Consider the following 14,742-nt stretch of genomic DNA (forward strand, 5'->3'; position numbering starts at 1 on the left):
CTGCCCAAGGGCTCTGCAACACTAAAAAACTATATATGCCTACCAGGAGACTTGAACCCTGAGAGCTTATTGGCAGAATTCCTTGACGCACTGCCCGACGCGCACCCATTTTGGAGGCAGAAAAATGCTCACTATTCACATCAAGTTTGCTTTAAAAACTACGATGTAGAAGATATCAAAGCAAATAGAGTTACTGCAAAAAAATGGTATCTAGAACAAGTAAAATTAGGGGGCTGGGGGAGAGGGGCTAACAACGTATATAAACACTACTTAGAGACTATACCTGAACATAAAAAGATCTTCGTAGAACAATTCAAAAATGTGTATGAATCCGCTCTGAAATAATTAAAAGCCTCGTTAATCGGGGCTTTTATTAAAATATCTCCTTTCCTAACCGCTGTAGTTTTTTAATTTCATTAAATTTAACATCAGGTTTAAATAATACTTTTTTTGTTTTTTTACTATGTATTATTATTTCAGAACCTTTCCTTTTTGTTTGTGCCGTATATGTTAACCCAAAGACTTGAGGCTCAAATTCGGCATAAATCCCACATATTTCAGGCGCATCGTCATATGTTACAATCCATGGGTGCTGGATGTTTTTCACACTTCTGAATAAACAGTAGTGGTCATCATGCTCAAAAAAGTTTTGATATAGACCTTTACCTTTAACATAGTAAGGAGGATCAATATTGACTAAGCATGGACCATCAATTGAAGGAAGATATTCATCTATAAACTGCGTAGCATCAAGATTAGTTAGAATTATATTACGTCTACGTACTGAAATAGCTTTAATTTGATCAATCAATCTCTCTTTGTTAAATCGGCAATCTAACAAGTAGTTACCATTTTGCTCTAAACCACCAATTACACCAGCTTTGATAATTCCAGAACGATTGGTTCTATTTAAGAAAAACGTTGCAAACCCTAGCTGAAGAGAGTTTGTCCTGTCATTGGTATAGATTGCTTTCTGCCTGTGCCATTCTTCAATGGTTACTTCTGTATCTTCTATAAGCTGACATAGTTCGTCTGTACGGTTTATCACACTGTACCAAAAAGCATGAATAGCAGGGTCTAGATCGTTAATCCAAACGCTCTCAACATGCCCTTCTAATAGCAAATACCATGCAATTGCACATCCACCAGCAAATGGTTCCACATACGTTCCTCCTTCAAGCTCGTTGAGCTTCAAAGTTTCGACGACGTAAGCAGTAAGTTTTGACTTACCACCCGGATACCTTAGCGGTGAATGAAACATTATCTTTCCTTCAGTTCAATTAGGACTTTGAGCAGGGGCGCAAGCATATCCCAAAAGCCGTTTACAAATCTATAATCAATTTTGTGGGTTTCATGCCCATGCATATAACTATTTAGCGTGTCTAAGCTATGTTCATTTTTCGGCTGAAGAAGCTTACTAATAACCTTGTTAGCTTGTGTTTCACCCACATGGTTATCGCACAGAAACTTTAAGCGTTGCTGCAATATAGTATGATTGTAGTCTTTCTTGTACTGTGTGGCCACACTCTTCTCTAGCCCATTTCGACGAATAAAGTCGTCTACTGAAAGATCTAGGAACACTCGTAAAGTAATCGATGCTGAAAGCGTATAAAGGTGAACAGGCACTTTTTTCAGCTCATTAAATAGACTGTTAAGTTTTGCACTATGTACATTTATAGTTGTCTGTGGTGTGACCATGCGACGCCTATCGTTCTTATGCTTTACCGGTGGATAGTTCACGACCAAAGACAATTTACTATCACCATTGTTATCACTATGCTCTGGTACCTCTTTACTAAGGTATTGACCTGTAACATCATTGTCTTTCCCTTGAGGTGGTTGCTCAGGGGGAATAGATGTATTTAGCACTGTTTCTTCTTGTGTTTTAGGAAAGGTGACCTCAGGTAGTACCTTGAAAATTTCTTCGTTCTTTTCAGGAATCGAACGGGTGTTCACAACAAAGCTCAAATCGTTCGGCTCAACGTTGAACATCAACTTTAAAAACTTACCATATGCATGTAAGAAACTTTCCTCGTTCGAGGTGATCTTAACCTTCATACCATCAAACTGAACTCCCCAGCGCTCACGAACTGACTCACTCGCAAACCACCGTTCAAGGATAGTCATTGATATTCTATTACTATATATCAATTCCTTTTCTTCGATGCTCATGAGGTCTGTGACTTGTTTTCGCGTAGCAAGGTCACGTAGCTGAACATATCGTAACGCTAGAATGATTTCCGAACGAGTGAAGCCTGTGATAGATATAATTTTTTCTATATTTTGATTGTATTCATCATATAAACCCACGATAAAGCGTTGTTGTTGTAAACGCTGCCAAGGTTTTTGAATTGAGCTTGTTGAATGTCGTTGTAATACATACCAGCGTGTAGCTTCAAGGTTTGGTGCTACACATACTTGTACCTTTTCGATTTCTTTTCGAACGATTAAATGTGACTGTTGCAATATAAACTTACGTATCGATTTAGGTGCCTTGTCGGGGCTTCTAAGTAATTTGAGCGCCAAAATTCGACGATTCCCCTCTGCTACCACATAACGATTATTTTCATCTTTCCAAACAACAATAGGTTCAAAATCCATAAAGCCAAGCTTGACAATTGACTTTATTAACTCAAAAAATCCCGTTTTATCAGAAGGTTCACTGCAAATCTCTTCCGCAAAATCAGCAAGTTTGATTCTTGATTGACTTTCTGCCGTATCAAAACGAGGGTTCTCTTGCCATAATTTGAGATAATCAACAGAACGTGGTGTTCGCTTCTCCCACCACTTATTTGTGTTGCCGGCCATGTCTCATAAACCTTCTATTGCATATATAATGTGATGATATACATATAAAGGCGTATGTTAAGCACATTTTTTATCATTTTGGATGTTTAATCTCATACAGAACAAAGAATCACTGCTGTGTAGTATTATTTACTGTTTGTAAGAACAATGGTATTGGTCATTTATATGTTCATTTGAAACTCAAGGAGCGGTTCAGGGTGACCTTGGAGTCTCAATTGCATTTAACTCGCATAAAAAATCAAGTTCTTTTACTTCGAATTATTCTCAATCTGGCTAAGAATCTTGGTTCCATAGAGCTCTTAATGTGGCGGTCAACTCATTCGAGACAGTAAATTAGGCCGATTTCCTTCTGTTCTGAATGAATTGTCCACTACAATAGCAAGCCAACTCTATGCTACAGATGACAGCCGCCTTAGGCTTAGAAGAGCTATGTCACTGATACGGATATCGAGCTTAGCGCTCATCCCGCAGCTATTGTGCTTAGAAGCATCTCAGCGTTCTGCACTTGTCATCAACAAAGGGCGTATCTCTAAGTCAGGTTATGGTTTTTCTTAACTCTCTGAACCGTTGATATTGAAATGTCAGCTAAAACAGAGGTTTTGCGTATAGAGTGACCAGCCGATAGGAGCGTGAGTATTTGCTCGTGCTTGCCCTTCATCTTGCCTGAGTTGGGTCTGCGCCCTTGAAATGCCTCTCCCCAGTTACCGGACTCACGTAATGCTCTTCTGCCAGCCTCCGCTGACGCTAGACGGGTTTCACGTTCTGCTGCTGCCATAGCAGTAATCATCGTAATTTGTATATTAGTGATCATGTCAGTCATGGTGTCACCAGTGTAAGCAAACGTGCGTGATTGGTTTAAGGTCTTGATGATTACGCCTCGAATAAGCAATTCGCGTATTACTCGTTCAGCATCTTCATAGTCACGACCGATTCTATCTACCCACCAGACGATGAGGACATCACCCTTGCGAAGCCCAAGGATGGGGTCAATTAGCCTTGATAATACGACTCTTTCGGCGGCGGGAACCGTTCCACTTGTACCATGTTCTTCTGGCATGATTTGAGCGTTGGGGAACTGTTTCCGGATGTCGACTTCTTGCGAAACGATCTGTTGGTCTTTCGTGGATACTCGTAGGTAGGCGATTTCTGTCATTGCTGTATTCTTTTAGTTTGTGTAGCCAACGTAAGATATTCAAAATCAGATTGCCAATTAAAAGAATACACGTATGACCACATATTTGATGCTGGTGGATGTTGTCATTAGGTACTAACTAAAAGCACACACATCGTCTTGTAGCCAATGACACCGTTCATGCAGCTTTGGGTAGTGAAGCACATAGCGGAAGATAGTGGTTATTCAAAACGTTTATATCTCTATGACCCGTGATTTTAGATATTTCAATAGCACTTAATCCTGCCTCAAACATACGGCATGCCGCTTCAGTCCGGAGATCGTGGAAGCGCAAGTCAACGATACCGAGGTCTTTAGTTAGCTTGCGCCACTTATAACCGATAGCTTTGGAGCTATATGGGAACAGTAAGTTATCCTCTCTTTCTGGCTGATTAAGTAATAAATCTAATAACTTATCTGACACGTCCAAGATATCAGTATGCCGTTTGTTTTTTTTGGGGTGCTTTCGATCGCGTACCGTAATTGTGCGTGTTTTTTTGCAAATGTCGTCTCTGTGTAGCTTTAATATTTCACCAAGCCTTAATCCAATATCGACTGCTATTTCCATAATGTCTTGAAGAGGAATGCGTTGCTTTGAATTAGTATTTATTGCTTTCAAAGCACCGGAAATTTGCTCAAGTTCGCCTGATTTAAGGCGCCGACTACGTTCAGCGCTTCTGGCGATGTACCCATGCCTTTGGAGAGATGAACGTGCACTGTCAAAAGCAGTGCGATCAGTCGGGATACCATAAAATGTGTTGGCATCCTTAAGGGCTGTACACAAGTTCGAAATATCATGGGACACTGTTTGAGCTTTCACTGTTTCGCGCCTGAGTTTGCAATGTTCAAATAGATCTTGTGCAGTCAAAGAGTCAGCAGGAAGTTTGGCTATGGGATACGTGAGCAGCATTCTTAGGTTCGCCTCCTTCGATCGCCCTAAGTGATTCGAAGTTGGCTCATTGTTTAATACCATCTCGATGACATCACCGATTAAAATAGACTTAGTCATCTTGATTTCACGTAGCCCCTCAACACCCTTTCTTTCCGCAGTTTGTTTAGCCTTCGTTGCCCATTTGTCAGCTTCTTGGTAGGTATCAAACGTCTTACAGCACTGCTCTAGTGTTTTTCCACCTGAGGTCACCCTTACCCGAGCTTTATATCTCGTGCCTCGTTGGGTGTTTACTTGCTCAATAGCTTTTGTCGCCAAATGATCCAAGCCTCAGGAAAATGCGGGGATTTCGTTTGAGATGGATAATATGGGTTCAGGAAAAAGCTCGCAATCGGGTACATCTAGCATGTAAATTGCGGGCTTTTTCCTGAAAAATACGCATATTCGAAAAGGGTTAAAGCCTGTTAAAAACGGTCTTGACGATGAATAACACCTGAGTGTAAATCGCACTACAAATTTCAATAATTAAGATCAAGTTATAAAATTCAACTCATCCCACTTCTCGAGTCATATCTCAAAAAATAATAAAAATTAGCGTTTTTTCATCGCCCGAGGGCTGTGAAGATTACTTACGCCCAATCGAAGATAAACATTGTTCAACACATTGATGTCTTTATGACCTGTGATTTTAGAAACTTCCACTATGTTGAGTCCACGCTCGAACAATTGACACGCTCCCTCTGCGCGAAGGTCATGATAGCGAAGGTCTTCAATGCCTTCTTCTATACAGACCCGCTGCCAAGCGGCACCAATTGATTCCTTTTTATAGGGGAAGATGCAATTCTCATTTCTAGGCTGGCGCTCAACAATGGCCTGAGCTTCTGGAAACAAAGGAATAGTGCAGTTGTTGCCGCGTTTGTTTCTTGGATCTTTGCGATCTCGGATAGTCAAAGTCGAAGCTGAAAGATCAACGTCTCTCCAAGTGATACGTGTGATTTCACCTAGACGCATACAGGTCAAAATCGACAAATGGAAAATATCGACGAGAGGAATATGGGCACAGCGATGTGATTGCCTCTTTGCTAGGCCACGCTCCATAATCTCTAGTTCGTCTTTTGTTGGACGTCGTTCTCTGCGTTGACTGCGGCCGATTAGTCCGTATCTGACCAGTGACGGAATAGCTTCATCATGTGCCTTTGTGTTGGCTTCATAACCAAACATAGGACCAGCCACATCAATCACGCTTTTTAGGTAAGTGATATCGTGGTAAATGGTCTGAGGCAGAGGGCTACTATTCTCTCCTTTGCGGACTCGACAATGATTGACGAGGTCGTTTGCAGTAAGTAAATCAGCACGCACAAGAGCAATGTCGTATGCTCTCAGACGGCTGAGCACGGCATGTTTTGAACGACCTAAATCAGCAGAAGTAATGGGATCGTTGAGATACTCAGTAATTAGGTCACCAATTAGTATGGTCTTAGGTGCTGTTTTTTCTTGAGGGACTCCCTCGCTATCTAGCTGTTTGACCAACTGCTTTGCCCACGACTTGGCTTGCCTTTCTGTGGTAAAAGTCTTTGACTGTTCGAATAGCCGCTTTCCTTTGTTAGTCAGACGAACTCTTGCTTTGAATTTTGTTGCGTTCTTTCTCGCGATTTTTTCAATTGATACTGTTGCCATGTTTTGACTCTCCGTTAGTTAATGGAGAGGTTGTTGGTGCTTATTAAGCTGACTAAATTTGAAGCGCCCGATGGCGGTATGTATAATCCCGCCTCCCAAGCTCGCACGCTCTTTTCGTGTCCCCTGTTTTGTCCCTTGGGGGACATTTTGGGGACAAAAAGCGAGTCACCATTGAGATTTGTTTTTCTTCGCTATAGTGGAATATATAGCTAAGACGCTGAAATTTAGTGAGAAATTAACTATGTATCCTACTGCCCGCTTTTCTGTCGCTCCGATGCTGGATTGGACCGATCGCCATTGCCGTTACTTCCACCGTATATTGTCAAAGAATGCGTTGCTCTATACCGAGATGGTGACAACGGGCGCGATCATTCATGGCAAAGGCGACTTTTTGTTGTTCAATGAAGAAGAGCATCCTGTTGCGTTGCAGTTGGGCGGTTCAAATCCAGCGGATCTGGCGACCTGTGCCAAGTTGGCGGTTGAGCGCGGTTATGATGAGATTAACCTGAATGTCGGTTGTCCGTCAGATCGTGTACAGAACGGCCGTTTTGGTGCTTGCTTGATGGGTGAAGCTGAGTTGGTGGCCCAATGTGTGTCAGCAATGAAAGAAGTGGTGGATATTCCCGTCACGGTGAAAACCCGCATTGGTATTGATGACCAAGACAGTTACGAGTTCTTGGTGAATTTCGTGCGCACTGTTAACGAAAAGTCAGGCTGTGACAACTTCACTATCCATGCACGTAAAGCATGGCTTTCAGGTTTGAGCCCGAAAGAAAACCGTGAAATTCCACCGTTGGATTACCCACGCGTTTACCAACTGAAGAAAGATTTCCCGCACCTGACAATGGGCATTAATGGTGGCATCAAATCTCTCGACGAAGCGGAAGAACACCTGAAATTTATGGATGGGGTGATGATAGGTCGTGAAGCTTATCAAAGCCCGTACATGCTGGCTGAAGTGGATCAGCGTCTGTTTGGAAGCAACGCGCCTATCATTAAACGCAGCGATGCCGTTAAAGCCATGTTCCCATACATTGAAGAGCAGTTGAGCAAAGGTTCTTACTTAAATCATATCAGCCGTCACATGCTGGGCATGTTCCAAAACATGCCTGGAGCACGTCAATGGCGTCGATACATCAGTGAAAACGCACACAAGCCAGGCTCCGGCGTGGAAGTGCTAGAAGCGGCATTGGCAAAAATTCCTGCTGAGTTGAATGTTTAACGGCATCATGTCTGTGAAATGATGAGTGGTTAAAAATACCGCACTAGTTGGTGTGATTTACCAATTCTTCGAAGGCGTTATCTGTTTTGGATAACGCCTTTTTTATTATCTTATTGAAAAATATAAACTTTAAAAGTTGGCCTGCTTCGTGCAATACCCTTTTCAGTATAAGAATTGTCACTGAGTACCTTAGGAGGGTCTGATGATTGAGTTTCTATTTCTGGTGGGATTCACCATTGCATTGTTAGCGACAGGGATCAGCTTTATCGGTGTGATTGCCGCGATGGTTGTTGGTTTTGTTGTCATGGCGCTGGCCGGTATGATTGGGCTAGTGTTTAAAATGCTGCCGTGGATCCTCTTGATTGCAGTTGTGATTTGGTTGTTGAAAGGGCGTGATAAAACGGCACAAAATGCCCGTGATTACTGCTACAAACGCTCACGCTGTAATGCACGAGCGCGTCGCTACTAGGTGACGATGTGCGCGACGATCAGGGGGCTGGCTCTCCTGATCGTGTCTAGGTTTATATTGATGATTCCGCATAAAAATCCGGCAGTTTGTGCGGAATTTTTGTATCAGTTTTGCTATAGTGCTCGCAAACCATAAACCGAAAAATGTTAGGCGGAGCCCTTTCAATGAAAAAACTAAACCTTTCTCTTGCTGCTTTGGCAGTGGCCGCAACTTTTGCAATGCCTGCACAAGCTGCAGTGCTTTTGGGTGCTAAAGCGGGTGTTGATGCTTGGTATGCAGATGCGAAAATCAACGACGTGCGTGCTGATGATACAAGTGTTCAGGGCTCTTACTACGTGGCATTTGAGCACTTTATCCCACTGGTTCCTAACGCGAAAATCCGTTACACCGGTGTTGATTCTAAAGGTGCTAACACGCCGAACGTTGATTTCACTCAGTACGATCTTATTGCCTACTACGAGATTCTGGATAACGATCTGATCTCTTTCGATATCGGTCTAAATCTGCAGAAATTTGATGGTAACTTTGGTGTTCATCAGTTTGATGAGTGGCAGCCAGCAGTATACAGTGATGTGCGTCTAGGCATTCCTGCAACGCCAGTGTCTCTGTTCGGTACCTTCAGCTTTGGTAGCTACGACGAAACCAGCACAGTAGACGCAGAAGCGGGTGTTTTGTTTACGCTAGGTCTTGTTGCTGCGGATCTGAACTTTAAAGCGGGCTACCGTGTTCAAGATTACGACTTCAACTACTTTGGCGCTAACAACGGCAAGTTCATGAACGATGGCTTCTTCGGTGGCGTTGAACTGAACTTCTAATTGCCCTGAGCAATGAAGTATTGAAAACCGCGCATCGGCGCGGTTTTTTTATGACTAGATATTGGCGTTGGCAGCTGCGCCGTTTTCTTCTTCTTTCTTCTTTCCGATCTCCTATTTTTTTCCCTTACCCTGATCTCGCGTCGGCTGGAAGCCTGCCACGGCTAAAGCAACAAATACCAAGGTGCAACCGAACACCACGAGTAATGCCGTAACATTGAGTTGTTGGTATAGCGCAAATCGGATCAATTCCACACCAAAGGTGAAAGGGTTGAAGCGGCAGAGATCATAGAGCCAGACGCTGGCTTCTTGCATTTTCCAAAGTGGATAGAGTGCAGAGGAAAGGAAAAACATTGGAAAGATGACGAAATTCATCACCCCAGCAAAATTCTCCAATTGGCGAATGCGTGAGGCAATCACAATCCCCAGCGCACTGAGCATCAAGGCCGTGAGAAACAGAGCGGGAATAGCCATAACATACCCCATGGGCTCAAGTGGCCGGTCGTATAACGCTGCGATGACAAGAAATGCGCCGACTTGAAGTACGCTTACTAATGCACTGGCGACTTGTTTAGAAAGTAACAGAAATGGCCTTGGAAGCGGGCTGGTAAGTAGCACTTTTATGCTGCCCATTTCACGGTCGTAGACGATCGACAAAGAGCTTTGCATGCCATTAAACAGCAAGATCATGGCGCACAATCCGGGGAGAATGTATTCCTCGTAATTGATGTAAGTGGCATAGGGCTCCATGATGGCAATGCCAAGCGCCGCGCGAAACCCAGCCGCAAACACAACAAGCCACAGAAGTGGCCTGACAAGGCTCGCTGCGAAGCGTGCTCGCTGAGAAAAAAAGCGTAGCCATTCGCGATAGCATATTCCTACAAAGGCATACCAATAGGTCACTGGGCTATCTCCGAGTTGTCATTGTCGCGGGTTAATGCGGCAAATACTTTTGCCAATGTCGGGTGTTGATGCAGAGTGCGCAGCGTGCTGGCTTTGTTGTGTGCCTGCAGCTTTCCGCGATGCAAAATCAGTACATCATCATCGTCATCCACTTCTTCAATTAAATGCGTTGCCCAAAGCACACACAGAGGCTGCTGTTCACAAAGGGCGCGCACCGCATCAGACAGAGATTTACGCGCTTTGGGATCAAGCCCGCTGGTGGGTTCATCCAATAGCAGTATTGACGGGGAGTGCATCAAAGCGCGAACCAGTTCGGTTCGGCGGCGATGCCCGCCATTCAATGAGCGCACCTTGTCATGTAAGCGATCTGACAGAGAAAAGTGCGCCAGTAAGGGCGCAGCTTTACTCATACTTTGTGCTTTGCTGAAACCATGCAGCGCGCCGTAATAACTGAGGTTTTGCGCCACCGTGAGGTCCATGTCTAACGTACTTTGCTGGAACACGACGCCCAGCTTTGCCATGGTCTTTCTACTCGGAGTTTTATCGAGTAATTTGATGTCGCCTTGCTGACTTGGAGTCAGTTGAGTCAGTAATGAAAACAAGGTGCTTTTTCCTGCGCCATTAGGGCCAAGCAGCATGTGTAATCCCTGCCCGAGAGATAGGGAAATATCATTAAGCGCAAGGCGCGCGCCGTAGTGGTGAGTAAGATCGCTGACCTCAATCATGGGCAGTTAGTTCGCGCCTTGGACAGCGACGCCCCAAGGGTATCGACCGACTTTAACGGTTTTCAGCACTTTACGATTGGGTACGTCGATAATGGAAACATCACCACTGACGCCATTGGTGGCGAGTAGTTTGTCTTGAGCGCCATTAAATGCCATTTGCCAAACGCGGCGACCGACCAACAGGTAGTCTTCCACTTCTAATGTATCCGTGTTGACCACTGCGACATGGTTTGCAGGGCCCAATGCGACAAATGCGGTGCTACCGTCTGCCGTAATACGTACCCCAACGGGTTGCACTTTATCTTTGTGGATGCCTTTTGGCGCGAAACCGATTTTTTTGATGATGGCCTTGGTGTCAGTATCAATGACCGATACCGTGCCGCCAATTTCGGCGCTAACCCAAAGCTGTTTGCCATCAGGTGTAAACTCTGCGTAGCGAGGACGCGCATCCACCAAGGTATTATTCACCATGGTATTAGATTCTGTGTCTATCCAGTGCACCATGTTGGAGGTTTCGGAGGTAATGATGGCCATTTTACCATCCGGACTGACGGCGACCCCTTCGGGTTCGACACCCACTTCAACTTGCGTGATCACACTTGCGCTTGGAATGTCGACCACCGTCATCAAGGCATCATCTTCGTTGGCGATGTAAAGACGTTTGCCATCCGGATGAAGGGCAAATAGTTCAGGATCTTCCCCTGACGGCAATTCACCCACCAAGGTATTGGTCGCCAGATCGAGCACTTGTACGGTGTCAGATTCACTGGCGCAAATGTACAGTTGCGTACCGTCTTTGCTGACTTCAATACCACGCGGGCGATCGCCTACAGAGATGGTGTTGATGACCTCCATCGTGTCCATATCAATCACACTCAGGGTATCGTCTTTCTCATTGGCGACATAGGCCAATTCTTTGGCTATCGCTGGCGTTGCCAGCATGGCGGCAAGCGTCATAGCAAGCAGGGTTCGAGTTAGAGTCATAACGTGACGTCCTTATTCGTTATCGAAGGAAGGGTATAAGCGGCATTGGCTTTGTGCGCGATCAACGCCCAAAGAATCTAATTCGTTGCGGGGGTGCAAAAACCCGTCAAATGGCGCGGAGGTGACAAGCGCTTGATCGTCAAACAGTGGGACAGTTTGGCGAAGCTGCCCATTCCACGGACGGTACGTGAGCTTACGACCCTTGTAGGCTGCCAGCTGAAATTGGGAGCCGAGAATAAAAGGCAGCAAGAGGTTGGCATCGGCCGTATTGGACACGGTCACTGCTTCATTGATTGAGCGAATGGCCACCCACGCCGCGTAGTCTTTGGCGCTCATGGATCGGGAAAACAGTTCGCTGAAGCGGTTCTGAAGTTGCACCGCGCCCCATTGTTCAATCACATAGTGCCAGCCATCGGCGCGAAGACCATGCGTGCCAACCACAGGGCGAGGCAACCAAGTGTTGTAAGGCAAATGCTGTCCAAACAGATTGCTTTCATCGATAACCCACACCACGTCGTAATCGCTCGCTTGGGTAAACACAGGCAATTCTGCTGATGCCGTGCGGCGAAGGTCGGTATCAAAATTCCATACTTTCTCTGCCACTACCTTGTGGTTGAACTTGTTCAATGTGTGTTTGACGGCGGCTAAAAATGCCTCATCTTCAGGCGTGGTTCCCGTGACTAAAAAGACGCGATTGAGACGACGAACCCTTAGCCATTGGGCGATGGCATCAGCGCGCATGCTATAGCTAAGCACGGAATGTAAGGTGTTGGGTAGGCATGTTGACGTGCGCAACGCATCGTCTTGATTGCCGACATTCAGCAGAACGGCGTCGTCCGGTAGCGCTTGGCGTAAGGCAACGAACGATGGTGTGTCGAGATCGGTTAAGAAAAAACGCACGCCGCTTTGATACCACTGGTTTGCGGTGGTGCTGAGTTGATTGTTGTCAGCGTTGGTTTCAACGCGCAGCGTGTACTTCTGACCTAAAAACTTGCCTGTGCCATTGGCATCACTGATCGACAATGTGGCGCCTGCTTCTCCGTTGTTTTCAGGCTCTCGGAGGTAAACAGGCGCTGACGTAGACGTATCTACGGGCTGTCGAAGTAGACCGATGTCGACGTTAACACTGGCCTGTGACATAAACGAAAAAAGCATAGCAATCAGCGATATAAACCACGGTGTAAAATGATTTCTGACCTGTGAATCATGTCTATCCATTGACTGAATCGCTCCGTATCAAATTCCGTTATGACTGTAAGCAGTGTGGTCTTCTTTTTCCAAACAAGGGGTCTCTGTTTTAAAAAAATCCTCCCAAAGAATGAGAAATATCCCCGCTTTTGTAGCATGTTCTCAATGCATTGCCGCTCCTACACTTCTCCCAGTACCGAATAAAGCGTGTTTTAAAAACGTACTGGTTGAAAGAGGAGTTAGCGCAACATGGAAAAGGTTGAACGCAATATTTGCTTAGTCACCGCCGTCGCTCTCGTAGCGGCTCTTGGGTCACAACTGGTTTTCGCTCATGGCGATGTCACCCCACAATCTATTGATACCTCCAGCATTCCCGTATTGGGCTCTGAATGGACAGAGACCAATCCTTATCGTGAACAAACGGGTGATGTGCGCGGCGAAATCGAGCGCATCGGGGCATCGGCCTATAACCAAAACTGCGCACGTTGTCATGGCCTTGAAGGGATCTCTGGCGGTATTGCCCCAGATCTTCGTTTGTTGTCGCCCGATTACGATGGGGATGAGTGGTATATCTACCGCGTGCAAAACGGGGCTGTGCGAAATGGGGCGGTTTACATGCCAAAAATGACAGAGCATCTCAATCAAGAAGCCTTGTGGGCCATTCGTACTTGGCTTGAATCTGTGGCGCCAGAAAACGGCTAACAGGAGGCGAAGATGATCCTATTTGGTCACGTCACATCCATGCGATTGCAAATGCGGGTGCGCGCTTTTTTCTCAACACTGCTAGCGGCATGGATGCTGCAGGCAGGGCCTTCCTTTGCGCTGTCCTATGACGACATTCAGGCGAGGGGGGAGATCACCATCGCGGTTTATCGCGACTTCCCTCCCTACTCGTTTGTCGATGAACAAGGAGCGCCCGCAGGTGTTGATATTGAGCTGGCCAAGGCTTTGGCTAAAGGCTTGAGCGTGACATTGAAGCTGCATTGGATGACACCGGATGAAACGGTGGAAGACGACATGCGTAACTACTTGTGGAAAGGCATGAATCTGACCAGCGAAGACGGTCGTCGTGTGAAAGCTGATGTGATGATGCGAGTGCCTTATGACAGACAATTCGCAATGCAACGTGACGATCTTGGATTACCTGCGCACGAGCTGGTGCATATGTTTGCGCCTTACCAGGAAGAGCGTTGGTTGCTGGCGTATGATGCCAATCAGCTTGATAAGCCTCAAACCGCCGCACGTTTTATGTATCACCCCGTTGGCGTGGAAGTGGATACCGTACCGCAAGTCTATTTGACCACCGCATACGGCGGCCGCTTCCGCGACAACAGCCGAACATTTCCTTCCGTGGAAGATGCGTTTTCCGCGCTCACGGAAGGTGATGTTGGCATGGTGCTGGGCATGAGTTCGCAGCTGCAATGGCTCAACCATATCGCCTTATCCTCAGCCTCACACCATGTCATTCAACGAAATCCCATCCAAAAAAATGCGTCGTCAGGCGCTCAACAGGTAAAGCCATCTCGCCATCCCCAAATAAGTAACAACACCAGCAACTTGCACGTCAGCGACATGCAACTCACCGAACTGGCTTTCCCTTTACTTGGTCGGGCCAAGTGGGAACTTGGTATCGCAGTGCACACAAACTACCGTCAGTTGGCATATGCACTGGAAGACATCGTGGTCGCACACATACAAAACGGCGATGTTTTGCGTTGGGGTGAAAAATACGGTCTTCGTTATCAATTGCCGAGCCGTTATCTACCTGAACCAGAAGACGACGTCGAAGAGGGCATTTCACCACAAGCAAGCAATACGGTGGCATATGTTCCTTGAGGTGTTGTGACGACAAGACATTTCGCGCCTGCTTGTCTGTTTTATCGACAGAGCCCAT

The 14,742-nt window shown here is 45.8% G+C and carries 14 protein-coding genes and 1 pseudogene; 6 read left to right on the forward strand and 9 right to left on the reverse strand.

Going from position 1 to position 14,742, the window contains the following annotated elements:
• Positions 1-345 (forward strand): annotated as a pseudogene (locus LRP50_RS11715) (AAA family ATPase); the annotation flags it as partial.
• 28 nt (positions 346-373) lie between these two features.
• Here the strand turns inward: LRP50_RS11715 and LRP50_RS11720 are convergent.
• The 5 genes from LRP50_RS11720 to LRP50_RS11740 form a co-directional block, all read right to left on the reverse strand.
• A complete protein-coding gene (locus tag LRP50_RS11720; RefSeq protein ID WP_274164654.1) occupies positions 374-1,261 on the reverse strand; it encodes a DNA adenine methylase in 888 nt (295 codons plus the stop codon).
• Entirely contained in the window at positions 1,261-2,808 is a 1,548-nt protein-coding gene (locus tag LRP50_RS11725; protein ID WP_274164655.1) for a ParB/RepB/Spo0J family partition protein, read from the reverse strand. The genes LRP50_RS11720 and LRP50_RS11725 overlap by 1 nt, the downstream gene beginning before the upstream one ends.
• A gap of 529 nt (positions 2,809-3,337) precedes the next feature.
• A complete protein-coding gene (locus LRP50_RS11730) occupies positions 3,338-3,961 on the reverse strand; it encodes a recombinase family protein (RefSeq protein WP_274164656.1) in 624 nt (207 codons plus the stop codon).
• 157 nt (positions 3,962-4,118) lie between these two features.
• Positions 4,119-5,186 carry a site-specific integrase gene (locus tag LRP50_RS11735; protein ID WP_274164657.1) on the reverse strand — a complete coding sequence of 356 codons (1,068 nt, stop codon included), beginning with the start codon at positions 5,184-5,186 and terminating at the stop codon, positions 4,119-4,121.
• A gap of 273 nt (positions 5,187-5,459) precedes the next feature.
• Complete coding sequence (locus LRP50_RS11740) at positions 5,460-6,545, reverse strand: site-specific integrase (protein ID WP_274164658.1); 1,086 nt, start codon at positions 6,543-6,545, stop codon at positions 5,460-5,462.
• A gap of 241 nt (positions 6,546-6,786) precedes the next feature.
• On the opposite strand from LRP50_RS11740, the gene dusA reads away from it, so the two are divergent.
• The 3 genes from dusA to LRP50_RS11755 all read left to right on the forward strand — a co-directional run bounded on the left by dusA (position 6,787) and on the right by LRP50_RS11755 (position 9,051).
• Entirely contained in the window at positions 6,787-7,767 is a 981-nt protein-coding gene (gene dusA / locus LRP50_RS11745) for a tRNA dihydrouridine(20/20a) synthase DusA (protein WP_274164659.1), read from the forward strand.
• A 202-nt stretch (positions 7,768-7,969) separates the two neighbouring features.
• The gene (pspG, locus tag LRP50_RS11750; RefSeq protein ID WP_274164660.1) at positions 7,970-8,236 is read left to right on the forward strand and encodes an envelope stress response protein PspG; all 267 of its coding nucleotides are present in this window, start codon (positions 7,970-7,972) and stop codon (positions 8,234-8,236) included.
• Positions 8,237-8,400: 164 nt separating this feature from the next.
• The gene (locus LRP50_RS11755; protein ID WP_274164661.1) at positions 8,401-9,051 is read left to right on the forward strand and encodes a TIGR04219 family outer membrane beta-barrel protein; all 651 of its coding nucleotides are present in this window, start codon (positions 8,401-8,403) and stop codon (positions 9,049-9,051) included.
• 111 nt (positions 9,052-9,162) lie between these two features.
• Here LRP50_RS11755 and LRP50_RS11760 read toward each other — a convergent pair whose 3' ends face one another.
• Genes LRP50_RS11760 through LRP50_RS11775 form a run of 4 tightly spaced genes read right to left on the reverse strand, consistent with a single transcriptional unit; the run spans position 9,163 to position 12,815 of the window.
• Positions 9,163-9,951: an ABC transporter permease gene (locus LRP50_RS11760; protein ID WP_274164662.1), complete on the reverse strand. Its 789-nt coding sequence runs from the start codon at positions 9,949-9,951 to the stop codon at positions 9,163-9,165.
• On the reverse strand, positions 9,948-10,676 hold the full coding sequence (locus tag LRP50_RS11765) for an ATP-binding cassette domain-containing protein (RefSeq protein ID WP_274164663.1): 729 nt from the start codon (positions 10,674-10,676) through the stop codon (positions 9,948-9,950). The genes LRP50_RS11760 and LRP50_RS11765 overlap by 4 nt, the downstream gene beginning before the upstream one ends.
• Positions 10,677-10,682: 6 nt before the next feature.
• The gene (locus LRP50_RS11770; protein WP_274164664.1) at positions 10,683-11,660 is read right to left on the reverse strand and encodes a PQQ-dependent catabolism-associated beta-propeller protein; all 978 of its coding nucleotides are present in this window, start codon (positions 11,658-11,660) and stop codon (positions 10,683-10,685) included.
• Between the two features lie 12 nt (positions 11,661-11,672).
• Entirely contained in the window at positions 11,673-12,815 is a 1,143-nt protein-coding gene (locus LRP50_RS11775; RefSeq protein WP_337992915.1) for an ABC transporter substrate-binding protein, read from the reverse strand.
• Positions 12,816-13,097: 282 nt separating this feature from the next.
• Here LRP50_RS11775 and pedF point away from each other — a divergent pair, with 282 nt between their 5' ends.
• Positions 13,098-13,550, forward strand: a complete 453-nt coding sequence (gene pedF, locus LRP50_RS11780) for a cytochrome c-550 PedF (RefSeq protein ID WP_274164666.1) — start codon at positions 13,098-13,100, stop codon at positions 13,548-13,550.
• A gap of 93 nt (positions 13,551-13,643) precedes the next feature.
• A complete protein-coding gene (locus LRP50_RS11785) occupies positions 13,644-14,684 on the forward strand; it encodes a substrate-binding periplasmic protein (protein ID WP_274164785.1) in 1,041 nt (346 codons plus the stop codon).
• The last annotated feature ends 58 nt before the right edge of the window (positions 14,685-14,742 follow it).

This window comes from Enterovibrio gelatinilyticus (assembly GCF_028683095.1).
Taxonomy (GTDB): Bacteria; Pseudomonadota; Gammaproteobacteria; order Enterobacterales; family Vibrionaceae; genus Enterovibrio; species Enterovibrio gelatinilyticus.

Coding starts and splice junctions, on each gene's coding strand:
- LRP50_RS11740 (WP_274164658.1), bottom strand. CDS start 6,545: ATGGCAACAGTATCAATTGAAAAAATCGCGAGAAAGAACGCAACAAAA.
- LRP50_RS11720 (WP_274164654.1), bottom strand. CDS start 1,261: ATGTTTCATTCACCGCTAAGGTATCCGGGTGGTAAGTCAAAACTTACT.
- pedF (WP_274164666.1), top strand. CDS start 13,098: ATGGAAAAGGTTGAACGCAATATTTGCTTAGTCACCGCCGTCGCTCTC.
- pspG (WP_274164660.1), top strand. CDS start 7,970: ATGATTGAGTTTCTATTTCTGGTGGGATTCACCATTGCATTGTTAGCG.
- LRP50_RS11730 (WP_274164656.1), bottom strand. CDS start 3,961: ATGACAGAAATCGCCTACCTACGAGTATCCACGAAAGACCAACAGATC.
- LRP50_RS11765 (WP_274164663.1), bottom strand. CDS start 10,676: ATGATTGAGGTCAGCGATCTTACTCACCACTACGGCGCGCGCCTTGCG.
- dusA (WP_274164659.1), top strand. CDS start 6,787: ATGTATCCTACTGCCCGCTTTTCTGTCGCTCCGATGCTGGATTGGACC.
- LRP50_RS11775 (WP_337992915.1), bottom strand. CDS start 12,815: ATGCTTTTTTCGTTTATGTCACAGGCCAGTGTTAACGTCGACATCGGT.
- LRP50_RS11755 (WP_274164661.1), top strand. CDS start 8,401: ATGAAAAAACTAAACCTTTCTCTTGCTGCTTTGGCAGTGGCCGCAACT.
- LRP50_RS11785 (WP_274164785.1), top strand. CDS start 13,644: ATGCTGCAGGCAGGGCCTTCCTTTGCGCTGTCCTATGACGACATTCAG.
- LRP50_RS11770 (WP_274164664.1), bottom strand. CDS start 11,660: ATGACTCTAACTCGAACCCTGCTTGCTATGACGCTTGCCGCCATGCTG.
- LRP50_RS11725 (WP_274164655.1), bottom strand. CDS start 2,808: ATGGCCGGCAACACAAATAAGTGGTGGGAGAAGCGAACACCACGTTCT.